Origin of the sequence: Enterococcus sp. AZ015 (assembly GCF_050499225.1) — a bacterium.
Classification (GTDB): domain Bacteria; phylum Bacillota; class Bacilli; order Lactobacillales; family Enterococcaceae; genus Enterococcus_D; species Enterococcus_D entomosocium.
The window spans coordinates 1,196,262-1,219,373 of record NZ_JBMHEX010000001.1 but is presented as its reverse complement, the minus strand read 5'-3'; the positions used below and the strand labels follow the sequence as shown (position 1 = coordinate 1,219,373).

Annotated in this window: 21 protein-coding genes and 1 pseudogene; 2 read left to right on the top strand and 20 right to left on the bottom strand. The window is 36.2% G+C overall.

Going from position 1 to position 23,112, the window contains the following annotated elements:
* Nucleotides 1-61: 61 nt before the first annotated feature.
* The 8 genes and pseudogenes from IGK85_RS05755 to IGK85_RS05720 all read right to left on the bottom strand — a co-directional run.
* On the bottom strand, nucleotides 62-1,090 hold the full coding sequence (locus IGK85_RS05755; RefSeq protein WP_008379623.1) for an LCP family protein: 1,029 nt from the start codon (nucleotides 1,088-1,090) through the stop codon (nucleotides 62-64).
* 186 nt (nucleotides 1,091-1,276) lie between these two features.
* Nucleotides 1,277-2,086 carry an ABC transporter permease gene (locus tag IGK85_RS05750; RefSeq protein ID WP_008379622.1) on the bottom strand — a complete coding sequence of 270 codons (810 nt, stop codon included), beginning with the start codon at nucleotides 2,084-2,086 and terminating at the stop codon, nucleotides 1,277-1,279.
* A gap of 45 nt (nucleotides 2,087-2,131) precedes the next feature.
* A complete protein-coding gene (locus IGK85_RS05745) occupies nucleotides 2,132-3,187 on the bottom strand; it encodes an ABC transporter ATP-binding protein (RefSeq protein ID WP_008379621.1) in 1,056 nt (351 codons plus the stop codon).
* 169 nt (nucleotides 3,188-3,356) lie between these two features.
* Nucleotides 3,357-3,758 carry a glycerol-3-phosphate cytidylyltransferase gene (gene tagD, locus IGK85_RS05740; RefSeq protein ID WP_008379620.1) on the bottom strand — a complete coding sequence of 134 codons (402 nt, stop codon included), beginning with the start codon at nucleotides 3,756-3,758 and terminating at the stop codon, nucleotides 3,357-3,359.
* 109 nt (nucleotides 3,759-3,867) lie between these two features.
* Nucleotides 3,868-4,068 carry a cold-shock protein gene (locus tag IGK85_RS05735; protein ID WP_005229578.1) on the bottom strand — a complete coding sequence of 67 codons (201 nt, stop codon included), beginning with the start codon at nucleotides 4,066-4,068 and terminating at the stop codon, nucleotides 3,868-3,870.
* A gap of 144 nt (nucleotides 4,069-4,212) precedes the next feature.
* Nucleotides 4,213-4,818 (bottom strand): superoxide dismutase, encoded by a 606-nt coding sequence (locus IGK85_RS05730; protein ID WP_005236898.1) that lies wholly within the window; start codon nucleotides 4,816-4,818, stop codon nucleotides 4,213-4,215.
* Nucleotides 4,819-4,897: 79 nt separating this feature from the next.
* The gene (locus IGK85_RS05725) at nucleotides 4,898-5,359 is read right to left on the bottom strand and encodes a GtrA family protein (protein WP_008379619.1); all 462 of its coding nucleotides are present in this window, start codon (nucleotides 5,357-5,359) and stop codon (nucleotides 4,898-4,900) included.
* 373 nt (nucleotides 5,360-5,732) lie between these two features.
* Nucleotides 5,733-5,909 (bottom strand): annotated as a pseudogene (locus IGK85_RS05720) (GtrA family protein); the annotation flags it as partial.
* Nucleotides 5,910-6,023: 114 nt separating this feature from the next.
* Here IGK85_RS05720 and IGK85_RS05715 point away from each other — a divergent pair.
* Both IGK85_RS05715 and IGK85_RS05710 read left to right on the top strand, forming a co-directional pair.
* On the top strand, nucleotides 6,024-6,833 hold the full coding sequence (locus IGK85_RS05715) for a DUF1189 domain-containing protein (RefSeq protein ID WP_008379616.1): 810 nt from the start codon (nucleotides 6,024-6,026) through the stop codon (nucleotides 6,831-6,833).
* Between the two features lie 77 nt (nucleotides 6,834-6,910).
* Nucleotides 6,911-7,855, top strand: a complete 945-nt coding sequence (locus IGK85_RS05710) for a phosphoglycerate dehydrogenase (RefSeq protein ID WP_008379613.1) — start codon at nucleotides 6,911-6,913, stop codon at nucleotides 7,853-7,855.
* Nucleotides 7,856-7,917: 62 nt separating this feature from the next.
* On the opposite strand, the gene IGK85_RS05705 is transcribed toward IGK85_RS05710, so the two are convergent.
* The 12 genes from IGK85_RS05705 to IGK85_RS05650 all read right to left on the bottom strand — a co-directional run bounded on the left by IGK85_RS05705 (nucleotide 7,918) and on the right by IGK85_RS05650 (nucleotide 23,078).
* Nucleotides 7,918-8,862 carry a glycosyltransferase family 2 protein gene (locus IGK85_RS05705; RefSeq protein WP_008379611.1) on the bottom strand — a complete coding sequence of 315 codons (945 nt, stop codon included), beginning with the start codon at nucleotides 8,860-8,862 and terminating at the stop codon, nucleotides 7,918-7,920.
* A 57-nt stretch (nucleotides 8,863-8,919) separates the two neighbouring features.
* Complete coding sequence (locus tag IGK85_RS05700; RefSeq protein WP_008379609.1) at nucleotides 8,920-9,219, bottom strand: HesB/YadR/YfhF family protein; 300 nt, start codon at nucleotides 9,217-9,219, stop codon at nucleotides 8,920-8,922.
* 11 nt (nucleotides 9,220-9,230) lie between these two features.
* Nucleotides 9,231-9,896 (bottom strand): potassium channel family protein, encoded by a 666-nt coding sequence (locus IGK85_RS05695; protein WP_005229566.1) that lies wholly within the window; start codon nucleotides 9,894-9,896, stop codon nucleotides 9,231-9,233.
* Nucleotides 9,897-9,983: 87 nt separating this feature from the next.
* Nucleotides 9,984-10,613, bottom strand: coding sequence for a response regulator transcription factor (locus tag IGK85_RS05690; protein ID WP_005236913.1), 630 nt, complete (start codon nucleotides 10,611-10,613; stop codon nucleotides 9,984-9,986).
* Between the two features lie 3 nt (nucleotides 10,614-10,616).
* A complete protein-coding gene (locus IGK85_RS05685) occupies nucleotides 10,617-11,684 on the bottom strand; it encodes a sensor histidine kinase (protein ID WP_008379604.1) in 1,068 nt (355 codons plus the stop codon).
* Nucleotides 11,681-12,412 carry a cell wall-active antibiotics response protein LiaF gene (gene liaF, locus IGK85_RS05680; protein ID WP_008379602.1) on the bottom strand — a complete coding sequence of 244 codons (732 nt, stop codon included), beginning with the start codon at nucleotides 12,410-12,412 and terminating at the stop codon, nucleotides 11,681-11,683. The genes IGK85_RS05685 and liaF overlap by 4 nt, the downstream gene beginning before the upstream one ends.
* 152 nt (nucleotides 12,413-12,564) lie before the next feature.
* Nucleotides 12,565-13,044 (bottom strand): transcription elongation factor GreA, encoded by a 480-nt coding sequence (gene greA, locus IGK85_RS05675; RefSeq protein WP_005229556.1) that lies wholly within the window; start codon nucleotides 13,042-13,044, stop codon nucleotides 12,565-12,567.
* Nucleotides 13,045-13,159: 115 nt separating this feature from the next.
* Nucleotides 13,160-14,503 carry an endolytic transglycosylase MltG gene (gene mltG / locus IGK85_RS05670; RefSeq protein ID WP_008379596.1) on the bottom strand — a complete coding sequence of 448 codons (1,344 nt, stop codon included), beginning with the start codon at nucleotides 14,501-14,503 and terminating at the stop codon, nucleotides 13,160-13,162.
* A gap of 318 nt (nucleotides 14,504-14,821) precedes the next feature.
* Nucleotides 14,822-17,419, bottom strand: coding sequence for a GW domain-containing glycosaminoglycan-binding protein (locus IGK85_RS05665; protein ID WP_429972189.1), 2,598 nt, complete (start codon nucleotides 17,417-17,419; stop codon nucleotides 14,822-14,824).
* A gap of 335 nt (nucleotides 17,420-17,754) precedes the next feature.
* Nucleotides 17,755-20,235 (bottom strand): glycosyltransferase, encoded by a 2,481-nt coding sequence (locus IGK85_RS05660; RefSeq protein ID WP_008381171.1) that lies wholly within the window; start codon nucleotides 20,233-20,235, stop codon nucleotides 17,755-17,757.
* Nucleotides 20,225-21,352 carry an acyltransferase family protein gene (locus IGK85_RS05655; protein WP_008381168.1) on the bottom strand — a complete coding sequence of 376 codons (1,128 nt, stop codon included), beginning with the start codon at nucleotides 21,350-21,352 and terminating at the stop codon, nucleotides 20,225-20,227. Before IGK85_RS05655 ends, IGK85_RS05660 begins: the two co-directional genes overlap by 11 nt.
* On the bottom strand, nucleotides 21,339-23,078 hold the full coding sequence (locus tag IGK85_RS05650) for a DUF6020 family protein (RefSeq protein WP_155845500.1): 1,740 nt from the start codon (nucleotides 23,076-23,078) through the stop codon (nucleotides 21,339-21,341). Before IGK85_RS05650 ends, IGK85_RS05655 begins: the two co-directional genes overlap by 14 nt.
* Between the last annotated feature and the right edge of the window lie 34 nt (nucleotides 23,079-23,112).

Below are 23,112 nucleotides of genomic sequence, written 5' to 3'. Positions count from 1 at the left end.
GAAAACTAAAAAGCAGGAGGACTTTCGGTCATCCTACTTTTTAGGCTTCTAAAGAAACTAGCTACTCTCCAGTTGTTGAGTTTTCTTCTGAAAAGGTCAGACTGTCGTCGTATAACTGATAATTAGGCGATCCGTTAGTAAATTCGTCGCCTTGGGTCAAACCCTCGTTCGTCGGAAGTTGCAACTGCTCCTTTAATAAATTTTGCGTATACAATAACTGATTCGTGCCTAATAGCTGATAATATACCCCACCAATCAGTTGCCCTTCTCCTTGGAGTTGCTCTTGCTTGATGGTCGTAAAAGCAGGAATATAATTGGTACCGATGTCCATCATATCATTCCACGTAAGATCCGTCTTCGAATTCTTTTCAACCGCCTTAAGAATCTTTTGGTAATTACTGATACCATCCAGACTCATAACTTTTTGAAGAATTTTCGTAACCACTTCTCTTTGCCGTCTTTGGCGACCGATATCCCCTTCCGGATCTTGTTTTCGCATTCTTGCATAAGCCAGACTTGTCTTACCATCTAAAGTAATTCGCCCTTCAGGGACATGAACACCTTCTAAAGTAAAATCGATAGCATTTGTCACCTCGATGCCCCCAACTGCATCGATCAGATCCCGCATACCCTGCATATTGATCGTCACATAGTGATCGATAGGAATGTCCAAGAGATTTTCAACAGAGTCCATGGCCATGGCCTCCCCACCAAAAGCATAAGCATGATTCAGCTTATCGATCGTATTGTACCCAACGATTTGTGTGTAAATATCACGGTCAAGGCTAATGATCGTTGACTGTTTTTTTTCTGGATTGACCGTCACCACCATCATACTATCCGAACGACCTTGTTCGGTTCGCCCTAAAGCCCCAGTGTCGATTCCCATTAGCAAAATGGAAAACGGATCTCGATCTTCAATGCTGATCGCTTCCTCTCGTTTGTCTGTTTTCCGATCAACAGCGTGAGAGATTTGATTAAAAGTGGCATTCGTCTCTTGATAAACCTGCATCCCGTAGATCGTTACTCCAATGATTCCAACCACTAACACGACTAAAATACCTAAAATTACCTTTTGATATCTCCGCATCTTACACCTCACCAGTAAAAATTCACTCATCAAATAAATTTTCCCACAAAACGCATCTTTCAGCAATCGCTATCATGCATCAACTTCATATTTAATCCTTCCGTAACTTCTTTGAAATAAACAAAAATAAAACAAAAATAAAGTGCACCCTCTAAGTTAGAGAGTGCAGCACAAATAGTCACTTTTTTAAATATAATCCACAAAACGAGCACGAAACTTCATATGCAGATGGCTTCCTAAAATAAGAAGCATCAAAGTTAGACACCAGAAGATAAGTGTATAAGTTGTTTTTTCCCAAACCCATGCACGAGAAAGGAAAGCATCACGAAATCCTTCGATTAAATAGTAAATTGGATTTAAATGTAACACTTTAATTAGCCAATCTGGTAAATTACGATTATTGATATTCCAAATAGGTCCTGAAACATAGAATAATAAACGAAGTACTGATTGTAAGAAAATATGATAATCTCGAACTAGTACTGTTATTGTGGCGTTCAATAGACCAAATGCAAATAAGAAAACAATCATCGCAAGAAAGTAATAAATAAATTGTAACCAATAGATACTTGGCGTCACACCAGCTATGAATAACGAACCTACCACGATTGCCACCATAGGGATGTAGGATGATAAATTACTTATAATATTGATCGATGGTAGAATACTGACTGGAAACTTCATTTTCGCTACCATTCCTACTTGTCGGTGAATACTATTCGAGGCTCCTAAGATTGACGCACTAATATAAAACCATGCCGTGATCCCAATCAACATCCAGATAATAAATGGTACGCCGTCAACATTTCCGTTTTGATTAACGCCTAGACCAAAAACCAAGTAATAGATTCCTACTTGAATAGCGGGATTTAAAATCTGCCAAGCTAAACCTAGATAGTGACTTTGATAGGTTGCTTTATCTTCATAACGGGACATCCGAAAAATAATCCCCGCATTTTTAAATTGTTCTTTTATAACTGCAGCAATCTCTTTCACAAACTTCTTCCTTTTCTATATGAACTAAACAAAGAAACATCTTCTTTATTTGAAAACTTGACTAATCGTTTCAATAGGATTCTTAATTGCGTAAGTAATCGAACGCCCACTAAAAGAAACCAGCGAACAAAATATCGTTGCGGCTACTACCAAACCTAGGATCCCTTTGGTTGGCCAGCTCATTTTTTCCCCTAAAGGTGTACGTTTCAAGTTTTTTTGGATCATTTGGTCCGAAAGATTTTGTTGTTGCAAGAAGTGATCTTCACGGCTTTTTTCTGCTAATTTCTCCAAATTAAAGGCTTTCTGGTCTTCTTTATAATTGTCTTGATACGCTTTTTGCTCTTTCTTTGGCTGCTTTTTGAACCAATCAATGAATTTGCGATATTCAGCCATTACTTCTTCAGTAGGACCAAACATCCGTAAATCACCATAGTGCATCCAAATCGTTCGGTCGCACAGTTTTTCTACCTGTCCTAAAGCATGACTGACAAAAAAGATGGTTTTTCCGGCTGCTTTAAATTCCATGATTTTATCCACACATTTTTGATAAAAAGTTTCATCACCGACAGACAAAGCTTCATCAATAACTAAAATATCTGGATCATTATGAACAGCAATAGCAAAGCCTAACCGTGATTTCATCCCACTGGAATAGCTTTTAACTGGTTGATTGATAAAGTCACCCAAATCAGCAAAGGCCACGATCTCAGGCATTTTTTCATCAATTTCTTTATTAGTCATTCCAGACATCAATGCTTTGAGCCGAATATTTTCTAACCCAGTCAGCTGATATTTTAACCCCGCACCGATTGCGATAATCGAGGTGTCACCATTTACTTCCATCGTACCAGATGTCGGTGGGATAATCCCACTGATTACGTTGGATAAAGTTGATTTCCCAGAACCATTGATTCCAATGATCCCTACTGATTCGCCGGCTTTCACATCGAAGCTGATCCCTTTTAATGCCCAAAATCGAGGAACATTGCGATGATAGAACTTGAATAGCGCTTTAACTTTATCCGCTTTCTTTTTATATAAGTCGTATTCTTTCGTCACTAAAGTTGCACGGACTTTGATTTCTTTTTCCACTTTCTTCATCCATTCTCATAGAATTTCTAATTGATCGAGTCAACTCACAAAACATCATACCATATTTTGTGTTCTGAACAAATAATCAATGAAAAACTAGTAATAAAATCTTAATTTCTTGAAGTTGGGCTCAATAAAAAAAACATCTGTAAAAGATGCTTTTTTTATAATAGTCCTTTTAATTGTTAAGTTTCAAATCTTTTTTGATTTGAGTAGTTGATATTTCCGGAGTCCGAGCTAGATAGATCACTTCAGCATCGGTCTCTTCTTGAATAAAATCAAATTTGCCAGCCCAATCGTCTCCCATAACAAAGGTATCCACATGATATTCTTTGACATCGGAAACTTTTTGTGCCCACCCTTCTTCAGGAATCACTAGATCCACATACCGAATCGCTTCTAACAATTGCTTTCTTTTCTCATAAGAAAAGTAGCATTTTTTTTGTTTTTCGTTCCAATTAAATTCATCCGTTGATAGTGCCACGATCAAATAATCGCCTTGCTCTTTTGCACGACGCAAAAGATTGATATGTCCATAATGCAATAAATCAAATGTTCCGTAAGTAATTACTCGTTTCATGCTTATCCCTCTTCGCTTCCTAGTCTTACTAATGTATTGAAGATACCAAATATGGCGAGAAATAGCAAATTAAAAAAGCTGAGGGCTTACTCAGCTTTTCCGTTCTGATTTAGACTTTGGTCACTTCTGCTGCTTGAGGTCCGCGGGCACCTTCAACGATCGTAAATTCAACTTCTTGACCTTCTTCAAGTGACTTAAAACCGTCTCCTTGAATGGCAGAAAAGTGAACAAATACATCATCGCCACCGTCAACTGTGATAAAACCAAACCCTTTTTCGTTGTTGAACCATTTTACTTTCCCATGTTCCATAGTGTGTAAAGCCTCCAATAATTATAATCCGACGATTCCGTCGCCTTTATTATAGCGGATTATGTAAGCGTTAGCAATATCAAAACGATTCTTTCTATCCACAAAAAAAGAAGCCTTTTAGCAGGCTTCTTTCTAGTAAATTGTTTAAGCTTTTGCGAAATATTCGTTTACTTTGTCCCAGTTAACAACACTCCAGAAAGCATTGATGTAATCTGGACGAACATTTTTGTATTTCAAGTAATACGCATGTTCCCAAACATCTAAACCTAAAACAGGTGTTTGGCCATCCATCAATGGTGAATCTTGATTCGCTGTTGAGGTGATTGCTAATTTGCCATCTTTAACGACTAACCATGCCCAACCTGAACCAAAACGTCCGGTTGCAGCCGTTTTGAATTCTTCTTTGAAGTCTTCAAAGCTGCCGAAAGCTTCGTCAATTGCCTCTTTGATAGCTCCAGTAGGTTCACCGCCAGCATTTGGGCCTAAGATTTCCCAGAAGAACGTGTGGTTAGCATGGCCGCCGCCATTGTTACGAACCGCTGTTTGAATATCTTCTGGCACAGAAGAAAAGTCAGCTAATAATTCTTCAACTGTTTTTTCACCTAATTCAGGGTGTTTTTCAATCGCTGCGTTTAAGTTTGTTACATAAGTGTTATGGTGTTTATCATGATGCAAATGCATCGTTTCTTCATCAATGTATGGTTCTAATGCATCGTATGCGTAAGGTAAATCTGGTAATGTGTAAGTCATAAAAAAATTCCTCCTCAATGATAATGTTTACATAAGTAACATTATCAGACTATCAGACTTTGTTCAAAAAATATGCTTACTATCTTTCATCATTTGCTTCAAAATTTTTTATTTTCACCTGATTAAATATCAGGAATTTACTAAATAAATAATTAGCGAGGACAACAATGATTTGAGTAATAATTTTTGCCGTTAAATTCGTTGTATCCATTAAATCGATCATGACATACATCACCCCCATATCCATCCCTAGGGAAAGGACACGATAAAAAATAAACTTAGCAAATTCAACTAAAAGATCTAACTTGCCTTCTGTCTTTGAATGGAACACCCATAATTTATTTGTTACAAATGCAAATAAAACGGAAGCTACCCAAGAGATTCCATTTGCCAATAAGTAGTGCAGAAAGAGCCATTCTATACAAATAAAATACGTCACAATATTAACAATCGTTGCAAGGCCACCAAAAAAAAGATAAATAAAAAGGCTCCACAATTTTCTTTCTTCTAATGTCTCTTTAAACCTTAAATAAAATTTCAAAAAGAACACTCCTATTATATTAACGCTTTTTTCTATATCACATTATATCCTATAAGTAATTAATATACGAATTTTTTCATAAGTTTATCTTTTTCTCACTTCTTTTTACACTCATTCATAAATACCTTGGAGAGCTTCTTATACTATTTTCTCAACTTCCATACAATCATTTTTGTTAAAACAGTAGAGAAAGAGTTGAAATGATTTTGATAGCAAAGCTAAAAAGTGCCTTATATAAATTTGTCAAACTCAGTCAAGTCAGTGAGGTAACATTTTGGAAAATTGTTGTTATAATAGCTTCATCCATGCTTTTACACGTCCAATTAAAATTCAAGTAACCTCAATATTCATCACATAAAAGAAGACTAAAATTAATATTTGATATATCATAGTAGAATTTCAAGCATTCACGAAAAATGAGATAGACGACAATGTTGACTACAGTCGTTAATCCACCAAAAAATAAATACGTAATCGGCTCCCACAACTTTTTTTGCTGCAAGAACTGTTTGTATTCGTTGTACTTTTGCATTCTTTTGCCTACTTTCATTTCTTTATTTATTCATTCCTACGATAATTGGTTCTTTTTTTGTGAATTCCTTGTAATTCAAAGAACCCTTCGTTACAATTACTCTAGTTATACCACAAAGGAGTTCATCAGCAAATGACTATCGTCCAACTATTTAAAATTGCTTTTTTCCGAATACCTGATTTAAAATTTGTCAAAAAAGCAGAATTTTCCAAAGTAATCGTTTTTCTATTAAGCGCCTCCGTGCTTATCGCGGTACCGATGACCATCAATGTATTAGGTGTCTTTCGCGATGTGCAAGCAGACGGACAAAAAATAGGCGAATCGATCCCAGATTTTACGATTGCAAATGGGCAGCTTGCTGCAGCGTCGGATACGCAAGGTTTCATTTATCAAACCGATTCGATCATCTTTACTTTCGATCCAGATGGCAACCGTACGCCAGCAGATATTGCATCTGATGTCACTGGCTCTGTCATCGCTGTTGGCTTGTTAAAAGATCAGCTGGTCATCCGTATCCCCTCTTCTGGCTTATCGACGTCAATGTTAGATTCTAATCAATTAGAATTTGATTACAGTGAGCCTGCGCTGCGCAATCTTAACGGTCAGGCGATTCGAGAAGCGCTATCAAACCAAGCGATCCCCTGGCTAATCAAACTCATTGTCTTTTTTGTTGCATTGTATCCATCATTTGTCAGCTTGCTGATCACCTTAGTGATGGGGACCTTTATTGCAACGATCTATACAAGATTAAAACGATTCTCCTATACCTTCTTTGAAAATTTAAAGATTCTAATCGTAAGTGCTGCATTGCCTACGCTTATTAGTGTAATCGTACAACTACTATTGCCTTCCTTCGATGCAACCACCTTTATTTTGTTTGGTTCTTTATTCTTATTCACACAAGGGGTCAAACATTCTCCAAAAATTCAGTTTAAAACCTGATCTAAGCCATGTTCAATTCCTTGAACATGGTTTTTTTCTCATTCTTTGCTACACTTATGTTAAAAGGAGGCTAGGCAATGAAAAAAATAATCTTAGCTACTCGAGAGTTTCGCGACATATATGTGAAACAAATCGAAAAAGACTATCAATTTCTTGTGTACACAAAGGACCAAGCAATTGATTGGTCACAAGTAGAAATCACCATTGGTTGGAAGTCGGAATGGAAGGACTACCTGCTAACGGAGAAAACAAATTTGAAATGGGTCCAAGCGATTTCAGCTGGCGTAGACACCTTACCATTAAAAGAGTTTGCGAAATACAATATTCGCTTATCTAATGGCAGCGGCATCCATGCCGAATCGATCACAGACCATTTGTTGGCTCTACTATTTATGGAAAACCGCGGGATTTTCCAAGCAATTCAGCAACAGAGAAAACAGCAATGGTCACCGAATACAATTCACTATACAAAATTGTCGGACCAAGAGATTTTGATCGTTGGTACAGGACAAATTGGCCAAAAGTTAGCTCAAGCATTGACCTTTTTTGGTGTAAGTCCTATTGGTATCAATACTAGCGGGCATGACGTGACAGGTTTTGAAAAAACGTTTGCGTTATCTGACTTACACGCTTGCGCAAAAACCGCTGATTGCGTCATCAATATTCTTCCCCTGACAGAAGAAACCACACATTTGTATGACGAAGACTTTTTTGCACAATTGAAACCTTCTGCTTCTTTTTATAATGTCGGCCGTGGGCCTAGTGTGGATACCACTGCATTAGCAAAAGCCCTAGAAAAAAAGCAGATAGCATTTGCCGCACTGGATGTTTTTGAAGAAGAGCCATTGCCCGAAAATGATCCGTTATGGCACATCGAAAACCTTTTGATAACCCCCCATATCTCAGGGCATACGCCCCATTTTCAAAAGGCATTTATGGCCATTTTCTTAGCGAACTTCCAACATTTTTTGGCAAAACAAGAACTTGTAAAAAATGAGATAAACTTGGATAAAGGCTACTAACATATTCTTTCCGCAAAAAAAGTGTACAGTCGGAGGCAAACCCTTCAACTTGTACACTTTTTTTATTTTTGTTTTTCTTGATCTTTTTCGGTTTCTTTCAAAAAATACAAGGGTCTATTTTTAGTCTCTAAGAAAATTTTTCCGATATACTTGCCGATGATTCCTAAACAAAGCAATTGTAGTCCACCAACAAATAAGAAGATGCTGACCATCGAAGGCCATCCTGATGTCGGATCTCCAAAAATAAAGGTTCTTATCACTATAAATACCAAAGCAATCAGAGAGCCAAAACAGGAAAGCGCCCCAATAAACGAAGCAATGTTCAGCGGCGTATCCGAAAAGTTAACAATCCCGTCGATCGAATATTGGAATAGTTTCCAAAATGACCACGAAGTCTCACCGGCGACTCGTTCCCGGTTCTCATAAGCGATGTATTCTGTATCAAAGCCGACCCAGCTGAAGATCCCTTTTGAAAAGCGATTGTACTCTGACAGTTGTAAAACGGCATCCACCATATTACGACGCATCAAGCGAAAATCTCGGGCACCATTTACCATTTCGGTATCGGCAATCTTGTTGATAATATTATAGAAGGCATCTGAGAAAAAACTACGGATTTTCGGTTCTCCTTTGCGATCTGCTCGTCTGGTCCCAACACAATCAAGCTCTGGTTTTGCTTCCAGCATCGCAAACATTTCTGGCAGTAATGTCGGCGGATCTTGTAGATCTGCATCCATCACAGTGACAAAATCACCTTTCGCCGCTTGTAAACCTGCATAAAGTGCAGCTTCTTTGCCAAAGTTTCTCGAAAAAGATAAATAGCGAACACTTTCAGGATGGGCACGATATAACGCTTTTAAAACAGGTAGTGTTTGATCTGAAGAGCCGTCATTAACAAAAATATATTCAAAAGGCATGTTTAAATGTTTCTTCACCTTTTCTGTTTCCTCAAAGAATATCGGCAAGCTCGCCTCTTCATTAAAACAAGGTACAACAATTGATAACATCGGTTTCATCTCCTAGAGCCAATCGTGGAAAGCCGGTCAGCTATGACCGAATCCACATTATTTTTTATCTTCACTAAAATCGTACTTCGGTTCATCCAACGTTTGATCATAATCAACTGTCAGATTATAGCCTTTGAAAAACCACTCATCCGCTTCATCAATAAAAAAAAGCAATCCGTCAATGGTTTGTTCAACGATCGGACGTTCTGGTTTGTCTACTGACATCCCCACGGAAAATCCGTCATGCACTTGTGTCTTTCCATAAATTTTTCCAAAAAAACGAATTCCGCTTCCTTGGTCTACCACCAATTCTTTTTTGAACCATTGCATTGCTTCAGGACTTATTGTTAAGTTCATTTTCTTCACTCCTAATCATTCATATGTTCATCAAGTATATCTACATCATCTGTATTGCCGATCACGAGTAAATTGTCATTTTCACGCACGATCGCCTCTGCATCAGGCGAAACGATCACTTGTCCTGGTCCCCGACGAATCGCAACGACTGTCAGACCATACTTTTGTCGAAAATTCAGCTCAATCAGGGATTTATTGAAAAAGCGTGGATTGGATACGCGAATCTCTGCTAGAGAAAATTCGTCAGATAGTTCAATATAATCTAAAATATTTTTGGAAACAAGATTATGGGCGATGCGAATCCCCATGTCACGTTCGGGATGAACGACACGGTCTGCGCCGAGTTTTTCCAGTACACGGGCATGGTATTCGTTTTGGGCTTTCGCTAAGATATTAGGAACACCCATTTCTTTGACCATCAAGGTCACCAAAATACTAGCTTGAATATCCTCACCAATCGCAACAATGACATGGTCAAAGTTACGGATACCCAATGAGCGTAACGTCATCTCATCTTGTGCGTTGCCGACCACCGCATGGGTGGCGATATTCATGTACTCATTGACACGATCTTCGTTGCTATCGATTGCCAACACTTCTTGACCTGATTCAATCAACGTACGACAAATACTTCCACCGAAACGACCTAATCCAATAATTGCATAATTTTGCTTCACCACAAACGCTCCTTTGTTTGCCAGATCATTATTTAGTATAACAAAAACCTCCCCTGCTTGCCATGAGGAGGTATGATTATTAAGATTTTATTTTATCAAGCCATGTTTAAAAGCATATATCGTAGCTTGTGTACGATCTTCTACTTCTAATTTTGATAAGATATTTGACACATGTGTCTTCACTGTTTTCAGCGTAATGAAGAGTGAATCCGCAATCTCTTGGTTGCTCTTTCCTTCAGCGATCAACAGTAACACTTCTTGTTCCCGATTGGTCAAATCTTCATGTAGGATTGGTGTCCGATTCGTCAAACGATCCATCATTTTCGTGGTGACTTCGGGTTCTAAGACCCGCTCTCCTCGCTGGGTTGCACGAATGGCTTCCGCAATCTCATGAGCAGTAGACGTCTTTAACAGGTAACCGGCCGCACCCGCTTCAATTGCAGGATAGACTTTCTCGTCATCAATAAAACTAGTGACAATGATGATTTTTGCTTCTGGCCAATCATTTAAAATCAATTTTGTAGATTCGATCCCATCCATTTCATCCATCACCAAATCCATCAAAATCACATCTGGACGTAATTCCAATGCCTTTTCATACCCGACTCGACCATTTTCCGCTTCCCCAATTACTTCTATATCGTCTTGAATTGATAGATAAGAAGAGACCCCCAGACGAACCATTTCATGGTCATCAACTAACAACACTTTAATCATACGTTATGCCTCCTTCAACAGTGGAACTTTGATTTCAATACTGGTTCCTTGATTTTTAAAACTAATGATTTTCAACGTTCCGCCAACAGCACTTACCCGTTCTCGGATATTCATCAAGCCATAGCTGCCGGCCTTTTGATCTTGGGGATCAAAGCCAACTCCGTCATCGATCACCCGTAATAACACGTTATTATCGATGCGATGCAAGTAAACTTCTAACTCATCAGCTTTCGCGTGACGCAGTGTATTAGACAAGAGTTCTTGGATCACACGAAAGAGTTGATCTTCAATCGAACTAGGCATCGTAAAGTCTTCAATATCCCAAGTCAATAGAATTTTGATTTTGGTCTCTAATTCCTTTAACAATTGCTCGATTCCTTGCTTTAGACTCTTCCCTTCCAAAGTTACAGGTCGTAGATGAAGCAAGAGCGCCCGCATTTCAGATTGCGAAGCATTGATAATGTCTGTGACCATCGCTAACTGTTTCTTTTGGCTTTCTGGAGCATCTGTTCGAATCGCTTGCTCATTCAGTGCAGACATCATCATCATGGCGGCAAACAGCTGTTGAGAAACAGAGTCGTGCAGTTCACGAGCCAGACGCTGCCTTTCTGCTTCTAAAATCTCTTCTTTCGTCTGACCATCAACAAACTGCGGTTTCGCATTCAATTGCTGTAATTCCATCGACATCTGTTTCATCTTCGATTGGATACTGGCAATATCACGATCCACATTCGCAATCAAATGGTTTTCAGACGCATGTGGGATCTTTGTTTCCAATAAAGGGCTATCGATATAGCCGCTGGCTAACAGTCTTAGCTTTTCTTCCACTGGACCGTATTGACGGTTGCGAAAAAAAGAAATCAGTAAAAAGACAGCTAAAGCAATCAATGCAGATATTACAAGTAAGTGAAAGACGATTGGGATAAAAAAGAGTTTGATTTGAAAGACTTCTATCAGCCAATTATTTTTCCCACTGGCATACAAATAGGAAAACAGCATCAATATCATGGTGAAAAAACTTGCTAATCCTGCGTAAAAAGCGATCATGCCTCTTGAAAATTTTCCAATCATACCCGAATCACCTCAACATCACCAACAAGGGTATTCGTTAAGATTTTCAAACGCCGACTATTTTCGCCATAATCCGGGCTGTAAATCGTTACTTTTTCATTTTTCAAGCTCGTTTCTTCGCCTTCAAAGATAACGGAGCCAATAAAAGTACTGTGCTCTAATTTGATCGCTATGCCAGCAGGCACTAAAATACGAGTTCTACCAAAGCCTTTTCGTACGATCACGACGTTTTCTTTCTTAGGCAATAAAGTGTTGCCTAGATCGATGAAAGTGTCTCCCGTCAAGATATCTAAATTGATATCGTCCCATTCATAGACTTGACTGCCGATCCGTTCATTGCCTAACCATTGCTGCTTTTGTTTCAGCGGATGATCCACTTTGGGTTCTTCAGTTTCAACGATAATCATTTGTTTTTTGCGCCAGAATGAATTTTTAGTTAAGTCGATTCCGGTAATCTCGACTCCTTTTAAACCAATAAATAAAATCGCAAAAATCAGCATCAGCCACAGTGCTGGACTATTTAACAAACTGATCAAAATAGCAATGGAACTTGAGACCATCAAGAAATTTTTAAAATTGCTCTTGCGCTCACTTCGGTTCACAAGGACCAAGCACGTCACACCAAGTATTAATAAAAATAATAATGGCGGATTAGATAAAATTTGCCATACCGCAAAAAGCAGTAAGAGCGCTTCAACAATAAAGAAAAAACGCCAAGGACTTTTCATTCAAGCTCCTCCTCCTAGTAATTCTACTCTATCATACCTGAAAAAAATGGTTTGTCCATCCGTCGCTGGTCCGAAAAAAGACCCTGTTTGATCAAATTCCCTAAAGGAAAATGAACAACAGGGTCAACTAGATTGATCGAGTGATCAAGCAATTAGCTTTTCTTTACTTCTGTGATTCTTACTTGCATATCTCCGCCTGGCGTTGAGATCGTCACTTCATCGTTGACTTTTTTCCCAATCAAGGCACGAGCGATTGGTGAATCATTGGAAATTTTACCAGAAAACGGATCTGCTTCAGCACTACCGACGATCATGTACTCTTCTTCGTCACCATCAGGCAACTCAACAAAAATCACTGTTTTTCCGATGGAAACTTCATCAGAGTCTACACCCTCATTATCAATGATCTCTGCAAAACGAATCATATTTTCTAAAGTAGTAATTCGGCCTTCGACAAACGCTTGTTCATCTTTAGCAGACTCATACTCGGAGTTTTCGGATAAATCGCCAAAACTGCGGGCTACCTTGATACGTTCAATGATTTCGCCGCGTTTTACCGTTTTCAATTCTTCTAATTCTTGTTCTAGCTTTTCTTTTCCTTCAAGTGTCATTGGGTAAACTTTTTCTACCATAGTTCTTTTCTCCTTTTAGTAACTTCTAATAAATCGCAAAAGGTAATCTTTTGCGATGAGTCCACAAAAGATTACCATGCTTTTTTTTAAATGTAAACTATAAACCTATGAAAATTTAATTTGAGGTATTGTTTACATATTGTTCCACTAATTGCATATGCTGTTCATAGGTTTCCGCAAAGTAAACTTCTTGGGTATGAATGTCAGCAACGAAATAATAGTAGTTGTTCGGTGTCGGATCTAAGACCGCTTGGATCGCTGCTTCGCTTGGATTGTTGAATGGTCCAGGTCCGTAGCCAGTATGCACATAGAGATTATAAGGAGAGTCAACTTGAGTGTCCTCATAAGTGACTAGCTCTTTGTGCTCACCTAACGCGTATAGAATCGAAATATCCGATTGCAGCGGCATATCAATCGCTAAACGATTGAAGAATACCTGTGCGATATTTTTACGATCTTCTAGCTTACTACCCTCTTTTTCAACAAGTGATGCTAAAGTAAGGACTTCTTGAACGGTCATTTCTTTTTGAGCAATTTGATCGAAATATTTTGACATGACCGCATTTGATTTATCCACCATTTGGGTAACGACTTCTTCTAAGGTATTCCCTGTATAGTAGTCATACGTCGCTGGGAACAAATATCCTTCTAGTCGATAACGCACACCTTGCGCATCGCCGGCACTTCCTAAAAGATCAGGATAGGTTTCTTTCATTTTTTCAAAGAACTCATCGCTTTCCATCAAAGCTAAGAAATCGTCTTTCGAGATATTTGTTGCTTCCGCTAGAGCATCACCGATTTGATCCACATCAAATCCTTCTGGAATCGTCACTTTTGCATCAGAGGTGACCGATCCTTCCCCATTTTGTAACATCTTCGATATTTGATCCAATGTCATACTTGGCGCAAACTGATAATTCCCCGCTTGAAACCCAGTTAAATTATTGAATTTCGTGTAATAGTTGAAAATCATACCACTTTTAATGATATTGTCTTCTTCCAATATTTCTCCAATTGCTTTGTTGGACGATCCACTAGGAATCTCAACTGCCACCGTTTCTGTATCTTCTGGATTCAACGGCTGCAATCCTGATGTTACATAACGATACATTGAAAATCCTAAAACACCACCGATGACGAGCAGAGCAAGGACTACGATCAAAACGATCCGATTGACAATCCGATCTTCTTTTTTGCGTTGCTGCTTGCGCAATTGCGTTTCCCCACCTTCAGCTATGGGCACTTCTTCCGCTGCTGCCCTACGACTTGTAGCAGCTTGCTTTGCTTGTTTATTTTTGGTCTTTCCACTTGCAGTTCGCGAACCCACCTCTTCTTGAGGTTGTTGAATAGGACGCTCGTTCAAACCTTGGTCTTCATGGGTTTGATCTGATTGAGGTTGCTTTAAAGCTCCTAATACTTCGTCTTTAAAGGATCTATCCTCTGGATGTTGTTTACTCAAAACAACTCCTCCTAACTTTCGTAATACTGGCTTGTACCATTATACACGAAAGTTAGGAGGAGTGGAATCAATTTTACCATTGGATTTAATAAACTTTACGATATCACTGAATCTCTTTTCGATAAACAACTTATTCCTATTTGCGTTTCATCATTAATACCTTTTCAAATTTATTATTTCACTCAAATCACCATGAAACTTTGTAATTAAACACATTTTTTAAATGTTATATGAACCAAAAGCGTTGTCTCCATCTTATGTTCTATTTTTATTCAAGAAAGCAACAATTACGATTGTTCGTTCTAAAGCTAGTAAAACTTATTCTTTATCCTCCGAAGAAAAGACTATACTACTCGAATCCATCATACTAGATTCTTCAGAGATACTTGGACTAGTTTCTGATATTGCTTCTGATGAATCTTTTGTTTCTGCTACACTGTCTTTAGATGTAGTAGTTGTTTCCTCAGTCTGTGGCTGTTCACTTACAGATGGAACAGCTTTTAATCCAATGAAGTTTCGAATATCAGCCCATGCAGTCATACTACCATCCACTGTTTGGAATTGATAATATTCACCACTTGCCGTCTTCACATAGTTAATTAGCTTCACATCTTTGTTCACGTAGGCGCTCGTATTACCGATTCGTGTTGCTCCATACGTATTCCATGGGCCTGCATAAATACCATCATACTTGGTTGCTTGTACTTTACTATATTGATTCATTGCTTTTTGTTCGATGATCGTATCGTACATCTTGAAGTTTCGAATATCAGCCCATGCAGTCATACTACCATCTACTGTTTGGAATTGATAATATTCACCACTTGCCGTCTTCACATAGTTAATTAGCTTCACATCTTTATTCACGTAGGCGCTCGTATTACCGATTCGTGTTGCTCCATACGTATTCCATGGGTCTGCATAAATACCATCATACTTGGTTGCTTGTACTTTACTATATTGATTCATTGCTTTTTGTTCGATGATCGTATCGTACATCTTGAAGTTTCGAATATCAGCCCATGCAGTCATACTACCATCTACTGTTTGGAATTGATAATATTCACCACTTGCCGTCTTCGCATAGTTAATTAGCTTCACATCTTTATTCACGTAGGCGCTCGTATTACCGATTCGTGTTGCTCCATACGTATTCCATGGGCCTGCATAAATACCATCATACTTGGTTGCTTGTACTTTACTATATTGATTCATTGCTTTTTGTTCGATGATCGTATCGTACATCTTGAAGTTTCGAATATCAGCCCATGCAGTCATACTACCATCTACTGTTTGGAATTGATAATATTCACCACTTGCCGTCTTCGCATAGTTAATTAGCTTCACATCTTTATTCACGTAGGCGCTCGTATTACCGATTCGTGTTGCTCCATACGTATTCCATGGGCCTGCATAAATACCATCATACTTGGTTGCTTGTACTTTACTATATTGATTCATTGCTTTTTGTTCGATGATCGTATCGTACATCTTGAAGTTTCGAATATCAGCCCATGCAGTCATACTACCATCTACTGTTTGGAATTGATAATATTCACCACTTGCCGTCTTCGCATAGTTAATTAGCTTCACATCTTTATTCACGTAGGCGCTCGTATTACCGATTCGTGTTGCTCCATACGTATTCCATGGGCCTGCATAAATACCATCATACTTGGTTACTTGTACTTTGCTATATTGGTCCAAAGTCTTACTAGAAAGAATTTTGTCATATAAAGTAAGGGTTCTATAATCAACCCAGCCAACAATCGTCCCATTTGAGTCTTTAAATTTATAGTACTTATCTGTCGCAGTCGATGCTTCTTCAATCACTGTTAATTTTTGACCATTATAATTTGATAGATCGCCAATTTTTGTATAACCAGGCGTATTCCAAGGAACATTATAGATGCCCGAATATTTAAGATCTTTTATTGTAGCATCGTTATCTAATGTTTTACTCGATAATACTTTGCCATATAATTTTATATTCTTTTCAGCTACCCAGCCTAAATAATTAGATCCCTCTTTAACTAAATAATATTTACTGTTGCCTGGCATAGTAACTTCTCGAATTGCATTTAATTTTTTATTAGCATAACTGCTAATATTCCCAGTTATTTTAGAATCAATATTACCTTGAGGTTCAGAAAAAATGTACCCGGTACCAGTCACTAAAGCATCGTTATTTATATTTTCTATCATCGTAGCAACAGACCCACCAATCTTGTTATATATATAAACAACTAATTCATAGAAATCATACATTGAATAATTATTTGCACTAAAGTATCCCACAGGATCAGTATGATCCGTTCCTCCTAAAAACCTAGTAACTGCATCGTGACTCCAAACAGTTCCTTTCCCATCACTATGAGCATTATCTGGAAACAAATTATATTTTTTTAACATATATGCTGTATAAAAAGCGTCGTTATATACAGATCGATCAAAATTTGAACTAGAAACTCGCACCAATTCTATTTGAATAAATTTGGGATTAGCTTGTCGACCGGCCCCCCAACTGTAATAGTCTGTAGGATGGATTTCAATAATATTATTATGATCAACAAAAGCATGCACAAAAGCATTTTGCCAATTTCTTTTCATATATGCAATCTCATTTTGGATTGTAGAGTTTGAATTTGCAGTTTCATGTATGACAACACCAGTAGGCAAAGCATATCCATCTTGATAGTTCATCTTATCAAAATTACCAGAATAGTCTTTTTGAATTTTAAGAAATGGGTAGTTTTTACTAATAATCTGCGAGTTTCTCTGACTCCTTAATAATGCAGTGATTTCATCATTAAGAATATTTGAGTCAAATATATCATCCGCATGAGCATTAGTAGGGAGCATTAGTATAGCTACGAACATACATACTTTTAGTAATTTTATAAGTACTTTTTTCATAATACCTCCTTGAATAATTAAAACTAAATTTGATAATCCTATTAGATGCTTACTTTTTAAATTGTACCATAAAACAAATCAAGGCTATAGATTGCAGATGAATTTATTTTATATAAATTCATCTGCAATCTATGACTGTCTGGGATTTTATTTCTAAATTCCTTTCAAATTGGTAATTTAATGAACACTCTTTCAAACAACTCTACATAAAAAAAACCTAAGACAGAAAAACTCTATTCTGTCTCAGGTTAAATTCAGTAGTTATACATACCATACTACTTAGTATATGCTGTTACATAGTTAGTTATACCAATCAGTGATTTATGAGTATTATTCTATTCAATCAATGCATAGAAGCGATTTAATGCGTCTTGATTGTATTGATCCACATTTAATGATGAAGGAATTTTTTCTCCAGCCAAATAGCGATTCATACCGCCCACCAGCCCCTCAACACTATTGTCCACTATCATTCCATTTTGATCTTCCAAAACAGAAATATTTCCTGGAATATCCGTTGCAACAACTGGAATTTGAAGTGCTAGACATTCTAGCAAAGTCATTGGTTGTCCTTCGTGATTTGAAGGAAAGACGAATAAATCACACTTATCTAGTATCTCCATTGCATGTACAGTTTGCCCTACAAAAATAACATTTTTTTCTAAGCCTAATACATATGCTGTGGTCTTAAGTTTTTTCTCTTCTTTTCCAGAACCAATAATATAAAGCTGGTGCTGATCATTTGATTGCATCATAATTTCTTTAAAAGCAAACAATAGTTTTTCTTGATCTTTTTCAGGTGATAACCGACCAATTGTCACAAAGTTTTTGGCATTCTTAGTAGGAGCAGTCACTCCCACTAACATATTTCTTCCAAACTCACTAGCTTCTTCAATAATTAACTTTTCTTCCCCTAGAATCTCTTTGATTGATAGTTGGGGATTATTTCGATGATCGAAAAGGTATTCCTTATCCAATAAATTTGGAACATAAACAAATTTGTCATTTGAAACAAATTTCGAAAGATTTTTTTTGTTCTGTTCCATTGTAAGTTTACCAACGGATGCAATATAATCAAAGTATTTATAGAATTCGAAAATAGTGGTTAAATTTTTCTTATGAACGTATCGACCTTCTACAACTTTATCAAACTCTGCTTGCATGTCATTATGCTGATAAATAATTTTTCTTTTCGCTTTAGAAAATGCCATCATATATGACCAGAACGGAGCGTATCCGCCAAAATCAATAGCTCTATCAACTTGAGTGTTCCCCAAAAGCCGTTTCCATTCTCTAGCTACAAATACCTGATGTGTTTTGATATCTTCTACAGAAGAACGGTTAAATAATCTATTATACTTAATCCACTCTGAATAAGTAAGGCTTAACCCATTATTTCTATAGACAACATGTGCTTTCTCCGATAATCTACCAATATTTGCCTCAAATTCTTGGTTAACCTTGTTTTTATCAACAATGATAAGATTGTACTTATCATAATCAAAATTTTTGCTTAGATTAATTAAAGAAGAGGTAATCCCATTATTTAATAGCCCTCCGCCATATACAACAACATTCGGTTTGTGATTATCAAAAGAGCGAACATTAACAGCCTTATTCCCGTTCATTATAAAGTTTATATACTTCTCTGTTACGTGACCGTCCTCGTGAGAAATATATTTTTCCTTAAAAATAGTTACATTCGGATTAGCATGAAATTTTTCATTATCTGCCGACAAAATAGAATCCACTAATTTTTTCGTTGTAGTACAAATTTCTCCAGGCATTTCATTTAAATCGAAATATAGACCTCTTGAGTGCTCATATTCTTCTTTATCATACATATAAAACAAAATTGGTTTATCTGTAACCAAGTAATCAAAGAAAATACTACTGTAATCAGTAATCAAAATATCTACAAAGTGAAGTAATTCATTGGCATCGATCCAATCTGGTACTAGAAAGATATCATCTAAGGGAATCTCTTTTATAAATTGATAAACTAAAGGATGTACTTTAACAATAAACTGTTTATTACTTCCAGAAATCCCCTGAGAGATCGCGTTCAATCGTTCAACCATATCCGTAGTTGTATCTTGTACTCGACCAGTAATTCCTCTCCAAGTCGGCGCATATAAAACTAACTCTTTATTTAGATCAATGTTATTTTTTTCTAGAAAATTTTTTACAACTTCACTGTTGCTGAAAATGCTATCTATTCTGGGATACCCATTTTCTAACACTTTTCCTTTGTAAATGCCATCGATATCATAGGAGTAAACCATTTTTTCTGTAGTAAACGTATTTGGGGATAGTAAAAAATCACTTTGCAAAAAATTTCTTTGAACATTGTAGTTCTGAGCAACATTACCAGCCATTTCATTTCCTAATGTTTTTAAGGGAGTTCCATGCCAAGTATTTACATATACTTGGCCTTCGTTTTTGATGTAATAAGGAGGCAAAGTAACATTACTGTAGATATATTTTGCTACCGTTAAATAGTAATAGTAATCCTTCGTATAAGGTGTTACAAATTTGACATTTTTAAACTTACTGTAATATTTTACGTATTCATTATCTGTAACATCGTTCAAAGACCACACATGAATTAAATGATCATACTCATTACTATTTACTAAATATTTAAATATTGCAAATGGATTATCATTCATTGCTTTTCCATGAAAAGACTCATAAAAAACAATATTGCTTTTCACCTTGTTTCTATTGTAATTTTTAGTGAACTGAGTTCTTCTCGAGAATTCTTCATTTAGCATATTCCTACTGAAGTTTTTAAGTATGCCTTTAAAATCCATTTTTTTTCTCCTTTGTACCAAATACTTTTTCTTGAAGATGATGAAGTGTTGTAGAAAATAAATGCATCACCACATTTATTACAGGTAATAAAACGATATAGATGACAATTCCCGTAAGGAATATAAGTATAGAAATGAAAAATCCATACAACACAATATTTTTACCCGAATCAAATTGACTGCCGTTCACAAGTATAGGCCACAAATACTCAGTGCTAAACCATTGGCTACTCTGGATCAAATAAACTCCAAAAGAAGCTCTTGCGACAAATGAATATATCTTTCGTGGTCTAATTTGTAATTTTAGGAAAAATACAAAGATAAGCACTGCAAATATCAATAAATACGGGCTAGAATCACGTGTATAAAAAATTGTCTCATTCCATCCCAAAGCAGTAAAAACATTTCCAAAAAAACTATCCTTGTTTGCAAAAATAATCTGCAAACTAATATTAATTCCAATCCCTATAACCAACATCAAAATATTCATTGTAAATAAAGGAATCATTTTAATTTTCTTAATATTTTTCTCGTTCAATTTTATATAAGCACCGATGGCATATAAAAAAAGAAACCAGACTGGATGAGAGAAATTTAATCCTTTATTATAATAAATAAACGTATATGGACTAAAAATAATAAAAGAAAATATCAAAACTTGTTTTATTTTTTTTATATCCGTACTTACCATTAATTTGTTTATAGCGGGAATACAAAAATACATTAATGTATAAGAGGTAACAAACCAATACTTCCCAAAAACAACTGGGAATAGTCTGAAAATAAACTCTTCCCATTCAAAATGAAAACCAATATCTGGATTAAAAACTAAAAAGAAATAGATAATTAGCGAAATTAAAGTTGTTTCTACCCAAACTTGAAATAAGCTTCTAATTTTAGGAATGGAAGAAATTAGAAAATATCCAGTAATCATTACAAAAATATTTACTCCAAGTTTTCCTCCGATTAATAAGGTCTGAGCTGCTAATTTGTTAAACTGAAAACCCGAGGAAAAATCCCATCCTGACCACAACGCGTAGTGGTGGACTATGATAGCCAGAATTGCCAATATTTTCAACACATCAAAACTTCCTACACGTTGGCTAGTTTTCTGCATTTTCGGACACCCTTTCTGAGAATCGTCCCTTTACAGTAGCCAGCCCCAAAATCCCGATAAATATATTAGGCAATGCATATCTAATATCTTGCGCAGGAATTGCAACAAAAATTGTACCCATTACTAATACATACGGCATAAAAGCAATTATTAGTTTTGTTTTATTTTTGACAATAAGCATAACCATTGAAAAAAGAAACAAAATAAAGTAAAGAGCTGGCATTAATAAAACATAAAGTCTACTTTTTAGAATCCAATTTTGTAACTCGAGCAATTGGTTTCTTACACGGTTATTCCCTTTAGTTATTTCATCTAAATTTAACCCTTCGTAATCCGGATCAATTTCCTCTCTCTGTTCTCTAGTCATAAAGAAAAAAGGACCTTGTTGACCGCTTAACTGGTTTCTAAAGATTGGTCGTAAATTATCCAGTTCTAAAGAAAAGTTTGCGTGCCATAAAATTTCGGTTTGCTTCATATATGCTTCTAATGTTAAGCCAGGATTTCTAATTATGAGACCAAGAACTGTTTCTAAAAATTTTTTAGGATCATCCTTTATTACTTGCTTTTTAAATCGTTCTTTAAATTTTATATTATCAACATTATTCGGTTGGTATAGGTTCTTCCAATCCTCTTTTGGCATCAATGTTTCCAAATATGTCATTTCCTCTTTAGATATAGTCCCGTCATACTTGATAATAGCAGCGGAAATTTGAACAAAAATTCCTAAAGATTCAGTTGAATCACTTCTAATAACGTTGAAGTGATTATAAATAGGACCCGTAATAACTTGATAGCTAAAAATAACTAATCCGATTACGAGGAATAATTTAATAAATTTTTTTCTAAATAAAAATACTGCAAATACTAATGTAGATACAAGCAATGCCGGCCATCCATTATGTCTAAAAAAAACAAATCCTAATAAAGTAAAATACAGTAGAGCTAGATTTGAGATTTTATTTAGCCATTTTCCTTGGCTTATAATGATTCTTACCAAGTATAAGGTAACTAATAAAAGTGTATAAGTAAATAGAGAGTCTTTAACTATATATATACTAGCTAACGGAAAGATCGGTATAGCTATAAAAAAGATACAAGATATCGTCGCAAATTTACTTCCCACAAACTCTCTAATAAAATCACAAAAATATGCCATAATCAAACTATAAATAACAATTTGGAATACTATAAATCCTATTGGATATTTTCCTAACGAAGTAGCCATAATAACAAATGTGTGCCCCACTGGATGCCAATCATTCCATGGTACATTACTTGTCTGGATTTGATCCCATTGATTGATAGAATCCGGGAAAAATATTCCTGGATAATATGCATATAAATAAATACTTGACATAAGAAAAAAAGCTAAAGTATATACCCAAAAGGATGTGACTTTTCTTTTAGAATTTTCTTGGGAAGAAATTAATAAGTAATCTTGTAAAGCGGAAAAAAAGCAAAGAAAATAAGCAAATGTACCCAATAAATAGATTCCTTGCATACTAAATATTAGATTAAATGTTGTCAATATTTCTGAAGGTATTAAACTAATTCCCATGATCGTTGCAAATATAAAAGATATAAAAAAATTGGTCAACCTACTATAGGGTCTTTTTTTTACACTATCACTTAAAAAAAACAATAGAATAAAATTAATTACAGACATTCCAATTATTACTTTTATATCTTGGAAAAGCATCATGCTGAATAATACCGATGCTGTCATCCAGAAGAAATACTTAATATAGGTCCTGTTTAGC

Bases quoted from the DNA above. Each gene is read 5' to 3' on its own strand.
- IGK85_RS05755 (WP_008379623.1), bottom strand. From the start codon at position 1,090: ATGCGGAGATATCAAAAGGTAATTTTAGGTATTTTAGTCGTGTTAGTG.
- IGK85_RS05745 (WP_008379621.1), bottom strand. From the start codon at position 3,187: ATGAAGAAAGTGGAAAAAGAAATCAAAGTCCGTGCAACTTTAGTGACG.
- tagD (WP_008379620.1), bottom strand. From the start codon at position 3,758: ATGAAACGAGTAATTACTTACGGAACATTTGATTTATTGCATTATGGA.
- IGK85_RS05735 (WP_005229578.1), bottom strand. From the start codon at position 4,068: ATGGAACATGGGAAAGTAAAATGGTTCAACAACGAAAAAGGGTTTGGT.
- IGK85_RS05730 (WP_005236898.1), bottom strand. From the start codon at position 4,818: ATGACTTACACATTACCAGATTTACCTTACGCATACGATGCATTAGAA.
- IGK85_RS05715 (WP_008379616.1), top strand. From the start codon at position 6,024: ATGACTATCGTCCAACTATTTAAAATTGCTTTTTTCCGAATACCTGAT.
- IGK85_RS05710 (WP_008379613.1), top strand. From the start codon at position 6,911: ATGAAAAAAATAATCTTAGCTACTCGAGAGTTTCGCGACATATATGTG.
- IGK85_RS05705 (WP_008379611.1), bottom strand. From the start codon at position 8,862: ATGTTATCAATTGTTGTACCTTGTTTTAATGAAGAGGCGAGCTTGCCG.
- IGK85_RS05700 (WP_008379609.1), bottom strand. From the start codon at position 9,219: ATGAACTTAACAATAAGTCCTGAAGCAATGCAATGGTTCAAAAAAGAA.
- IGK85_RS05690 (WP_005236913.1), bottom strand. From the start codon at position 10,613: ATGATTAAAGTGTTGTTAGTTGATGACCATGAAATGGTTCGTCTGGGG.
- IGK85_RS05685 (WP_008379604.1), bottom strand. From the start codon at position 11,684: ATGATTGGAAAATTTTCAAGAGGCATGATCGCTTTTTACGCAGGATTA.
- liaF (WP_008379602.1), bottom strand. From the start codon at position 12,412: ATGAAAAGTCCTTGGCGTTTTTTCTTTATTGTTGAAGCGCTCTTACTG.
- greA (WP_005229556.1), bottom strand. From the start codon at position 13,044: ATGGTAGAAAAAGTTTACCCAATGACACTTGAAGGAAAAGAAAAGCTA.
- IGK85_RS05665 (WP_429972189.1), bottom strand. From the start codon at position 17,419: ATGAAAAAAGTACTTATAAAATTACTAAAAGTATGTATGTTCGTAGCT.
- IGK85_RS05660 (WP_008381171.1), bottom strand. From the start codon at position 20,235: ATGGATTTTAAAGGCATACTTAAAAACTTCAGTAGGAATATGCTAAAT.
- IGK85_RS05655 (WP_008381168.1), bottom strand. From the start codon at position 21,352: ATGCAGAAAACTAGCCAACGTGTAGGAAGTTTTGATGTGTTGAAAATA.
- IGK85_RS05650 (WP_155845500.1), bottom strand. From the start codon at position 23,078: ATGACAGCATCGGTATTATTCAGCATGATGCTTTTCCAAGATATAAAA.